This window comes from Photobacterium makurazakiensis (genome assembly GCF_050336715.1).
Lineage (GTDB): Bacteria > Pseudomonadota > Gammaproteobacteria > Enterobacterales > Vibrionaceae > Photobacterium > Photobacterium makurazakiensis.
In genome coordinates, this window is the sequence record NZ_JAKJSJ010000119.1 from 1 (window position 1) to 5,041 (window position 5,041).

Consider the following 5,041-nt stretch of genomic DNA (forward strand, 5'->3'; position numbering starts at 1 on the left):
CCTAAGATATGCCCATAATCACGCGTTTCAATACTGAAAGCGATAGCAAGAGCGGTAAATAACCCTAATAGAAAAACTATATGATGCCGGGCATTAACAAAAGCTTGTTTAAATTCCATATTCTAATTCCTCAGATTCCTGCTGTTCTTGCTCTTTGTCTGTCGGTGGTGGTGACCAATAAGCGGCCGCTATCATGCCCCACATCGCCATCATATTGTTTACGGTCCAGAAGCTATTAAAAATAAGTCCACCTAGCGAATAATTACCAAAAGCTCCCGAAAAATAACTAAACCAAGCAAACACCATACTAAATAAACTTAAACCAAATATTATTTTTTGCGGTATAACTAGTTTTCCAAAGGTACCAGTCTGGCGTTCTTTCGGTGTTGTTGGGAAGCTTATTTTTCTACCACGCAATACCGTCCAAAGTGCACGCATATTGACAGGGAAGAAAGACAAGAAATTTGTTTTTCCCTTATAGCCGGATACCCCCCATGTTCCTACCATCATCGCTAACTCAGCCGTCAATACAAATGGGATAAAATGAAGGTAGAACGTTACGTCATAGGCACTTACTGGTGCGATACTGGTTAAGAAATAAATGATAGGACATAACAAGAAAATAATATTCCATACTGCCGACAAGTTTGACCAAAAACTCGCGCCGTACATCATCTTTTGTTTCCAATCCATTCCCTTCCTAAGTAAGGGATTATCGTTCATAAAGATATCAATCGAACCGCCAGAATATTTAAAACGTTGTACTGTCCAAGTTTGTAAATCTTGAGGAGAGAGCATTTTACTTTCCACTTCAGGGTGCTGAACTGATCGCCAATTACGTTCAGTATCTGAGTGAAGAACAATAGATGTGTAAATATCTTCTGAAACATGGAATTTATAAGGTGTGAATTCCGTATCAAAGATAATTTCCTGACGTAAATTATCCGACACTTCACTATCAACACTCTTTTCTTTGGTTATTTTACGGATCTGTTTTTCAACTTCGCGGTGTTCTTTACTAATCTGCTCACTGTAACTTCGTAATGCAGCTTCCATCACCGCTTCACGTCGGTGAATTGAACCAGCACCACAACAGAAAGATGCATTTACCCAATTACGACGACGTTGAATAACATCGTAAAACATTTGTGGATCGTTAACATACGGGTCTTCACCAAGCGTGACAGGCCCATAAAAACGTTCTATTCCACGTCCTAACATTGCACCGAATCGGCCTACTTTACGATTAAGCCATTTCGGTAAGCGTTCCCCCTCTGGTAAATCAAAGAACCACTGTGGCGTCTGAACCCAAGCCACATCAGGGTCGCGGAAGTAACCAATTGTATTCTCTAAAATAGTCGGGAACGGACGCGTATCAGCATCACAAATGACAATAAAATCACCATACGTTTGCTCTAGCGCATTACGAAGGTTACCCGCTTTAAACCCAACATTATTTTCACGCGTGATGTACTCCACGCCCATTTCTTGTGCTAGAGCCGCCATATCAGGGCGCTTACCATCATCAAGGATGAAAATTTTAATTTCAATATCGTACGGATATCGAATTTTTTGCGCATCTTGAATGCTTAGGCGAACAAGCTCAGGTTCTTCATCATACGTGGGGAAGAACACATCAATACTTATTGGCCGGGTATCTCCATTTTCGGGGCTATCGTCTGACACACACTCATCAATAGTATGTGGTGGCGGACGTTTTGGTTCATCTTTGGTTTTCCAAAGGTTAAACGTGAATAATACCGAGCCAACAAATGCACACGACTCTGCAAATGCTAATGGAAATGCAAACCACATAGCATCATAGTTAAGCGCAAACGACCAACGCCACCATAAATACCAAAGCCCTAAAGTAAGATTACACGTCGCCAGATACTGATACAGTAGCTCCCTTGACATACTATGTGGCACTGGCTCAGGTGGCTTACGGTGCTCAAACTCCTTAAAATAAAAATCCATTTCTTTAACTCCGATTATTTTTGGTTAAAGTACGTTCTATGCACAGCCAACAAACCAATAAGGCTCGCGTTATAATCAATTGCAAACTCATTAACTGCATATGACTTTTCACTATCCACATAACTCAGCATGCCCATGTTTTTAGGTGCTACACCAGCTTGTGCTAATTCGTTAGGTCCACCGACTAAAAAGCCCGGCAAACTGACACCTGTCGCGATTTGATAGAGGTGATGTAAATGTCTAACCGCATACGTTCCGCTATGAGTAACAAAACTCATATCAAACGCATTTGCCCCTAACAAGTAATCAATCTGTGATTGAACGGTAGTGCGGTTATTCTCTTCAGCATTCGCAAAATCAGCCCAAGCAACTAAAATTCCCGCTTCTGCTGTCATCTTGTTTGAGCCCCAAATGAACCGCTGATTGGCAATATGAAAAGGGGACGTTTGAGCTTGCTGCACATATCGGTTCGCAACAGTTTGTAAATCAGCCGCTAACGTATCGCGAAACTCACCCTGCTCTTCTAAAATAAGGTGCCAAACTCCCATTACTGCAGGATTTTTCCACTCGAAAATATCAATCCAGCGTGGGTCATAATGCTGCTTAAACAATTCAAGGTATTTACCCTGACCTGTTGTGATATAAAGCTCAGCAAATGCCCAAAGACGATCATCAACATCTGTATCTAATGACGGTTCTGTATCTATTTTATTTTTAACATAAGGACCAGAGCCGCTATCATCACCAGCAAGCCAATCAATATATTGTTCTGGTTGTAATTCAAGATAATTGGCGGCATGTAACGCCGCTTTTAAATAAGAACGAGATAATGTGCGATCAAAAGGCGCTATAGTCCGTGATGCAAAAGCCATTACACCTGAAAACTTGGCCGTTTCAGGGCTGCTAACCCCATAAATATAACGAGTTTGATTATCTTGCCACGGTCCAATTTTGGCTGGCCATTTGGCCCCAGATACTTTGCGGTAAACTGCACCATCTTCACGCTGCATTTTTAAAAGCCAGTCCAGCCCATATACTGCCTCTTGAATAATCGGCGGTAATGTATGTGAACCCTCTATTGGGTATAAATCAGGCGCTTGTCGGTAAGCCTCTAGCAATCGAGCAACTGTGATAGCTGTCGTGGCAACATACTTACCAAAATCACCGGCATCATACCAACCGCCAGTCACATCAAGCTGTGAGCCTTCTTTATGAAAAGTATCACCACGGAAAATAACCCCATCACTCATATGGCTTTCAGGACGACGCATACCCGTTAAGGCATCATTAATTGGCATGCCAGAGCGTTGTAAATAAAGCGCATGAACCAAACGATTATTCAGGTTTTCGTAGGCGTTAGGAGCGATTAAAAAAGGAGCCGACTGGTGCTCACCATTCGATAGTTGATACCAACCTGGATTCGAATACTCAGAAAAATCCACTTTACTAAGTACCCGCTCATCAGCCAATGTTGTTGTTTCAAGTACATCGAGTTGAAGAACATCTTTTCCTTTATCTAGTGAGTATAAAGAGACGGTTTTAGTACTGCCTGACAGTACATAGGCATGTTTGTCACCCGTTGGGAAATATCCCTGCTGATTCACCGCAATAGTTTCTGCTTGCACCGTGCTAGCAGAGAGTACCCCGAAAAATAACGCCAACATCCTTGTCATATGTACCTAGCCTTTAAAGTCTTTAGCCTGATAATGGTTTTGGCTTATTACGACCCCTTGATGATCTCGAATTTCAATATTCAAAAATTCGGACATCCCCATTAATACCTCACCATCAATGACTTTGATTTGTTTGTTTGCGGGTATTGATACATCCTTAAATACCCATTCGTCATCATTGTAAGCATTTGAAACTATAATCTTTGCTCCTTCAAAGGCTCTCAATGAATCATTAACTATCGTGATAGACACTGCAGCTGCTAAACGGCTTTTATCTAACTCTACAACCGCTAAAATAGGCTGATAAGCTTGCTTAAGTGCTTGATAACCTGGCTTTTCATTTCGTTCAACATCTAATACCGACCACGTAATAGAAGGCCAACTATCAACAAACATAAACTGATAAATTGCAGCAACACCGTCATCTTTATTTAATCTTAGATGCTCAGCTGCAAATTTTGTCACTACCCTTTGATATTCTTGAGAATTCCTCCAAAACTGTGACAGAGATTCACCTTGTTGCACATTGGCAAGCTTTAAGGTTTCATAGGGTTGATAATTATGGTATTTCAGCTTCTCAATAGTCGCTTTAGTTAATGGCCACTCTTTCTTGCTATCAACAAGCTCCTCAATAATTTCCCAGCTTGGCATTGCTTGTGCGCCGAACTCACTGACAATCATTGACGGTTGATAAGTTGCATAATCGGTATACTTACCGGAGTACCACCCCAACCAAGGGTGCTCCTTGGTATAAGATGCTTTGCGTACAATTCGTCCATCACCAGCGCTAAGCAACTTTTGATACACCCTTTCAGTAAGTACTTCATTTTGTTCTGGTTCGTAACTGTCATATTTATACTGCATCCAGCTAGCATCCCAAGGTGGTTCATTATGACCACACCAGAATGCAATCGATGCATGGTTGTACAGCAGATCAGTCATGGCCTGAGTTTGCCGAGCGGCTTCTGCTAAAAAAACAGGATCATCGCTATACCCCCACTGTAATGGGAAGTCTTGCCAAACGATGATTCCTGCTTTATCTGCTGCATCATAAAACGATTTACCCGCAACATGTGCATGAACACGAACACTGTTCACATTGGCCTGCCGCATAAGTGCTAAATCAGATTGATAGCCTATAGCGGTAATATCACCAAGCCACTGGCTAGCTATATAGTTTGTGCCTCGAACGAAATATGGCTTATCGTTTACATAAAAACGTCGGCTTTCTTCATCGAGTCGAATACGACGAAAACCAACAGTTTCTGTGGTTATGTCTGAAGGGATTCCCTCGAGCAATACTTTAACGTCAACTTGATATAAATTGGGCTCTCCCCAATCCCATGGCCACCWTAGTTTTCGTACCGCTTCAGGTAGTTGAACTGTTACTT

Annotated in this window: 3 protein-coding genes; all 3 read right to left on the reverse strand. The window is 41.7% G+C overall.

Annotated elements, in window-relative coordinates; all coding sequences use genetic code 11:
- Nucleotides 1-108: 108 nt before the first annotated feature.
- A complete protein-coding gene (locus L4D09_RS28360; protein WP_428460886.1) occupies nucleotides 109-1,977 on the reverse strand; it encodes a glycosyltransferase family 2 protein in 1,869 nt (622 codons plus the stop codon).
- A 14-nt stretch (nucleotides 1,978-1,991) separates the two neighbouring features.
- Entirely contained in the window at nucleotides 1,992-3,650 is a 1,659-nt protein-coding gene (locus L4D09_RS28365) for a glycoside hydrolase family 9 protein (protein WP_428460887.1), read from the reverse strand.
- 6 nt (nucleotides 3,651-3,656) lie between these two features.
- Nucleotides 3,657-5,041 (reverse strand): glycoside hydrolase family 2 TIM barrel-domain containing protein (locus L4D09_RS28370; protein WP_428460888.1); only part of this gene is annotated, 1,385 nt, incomplete at its 5' end.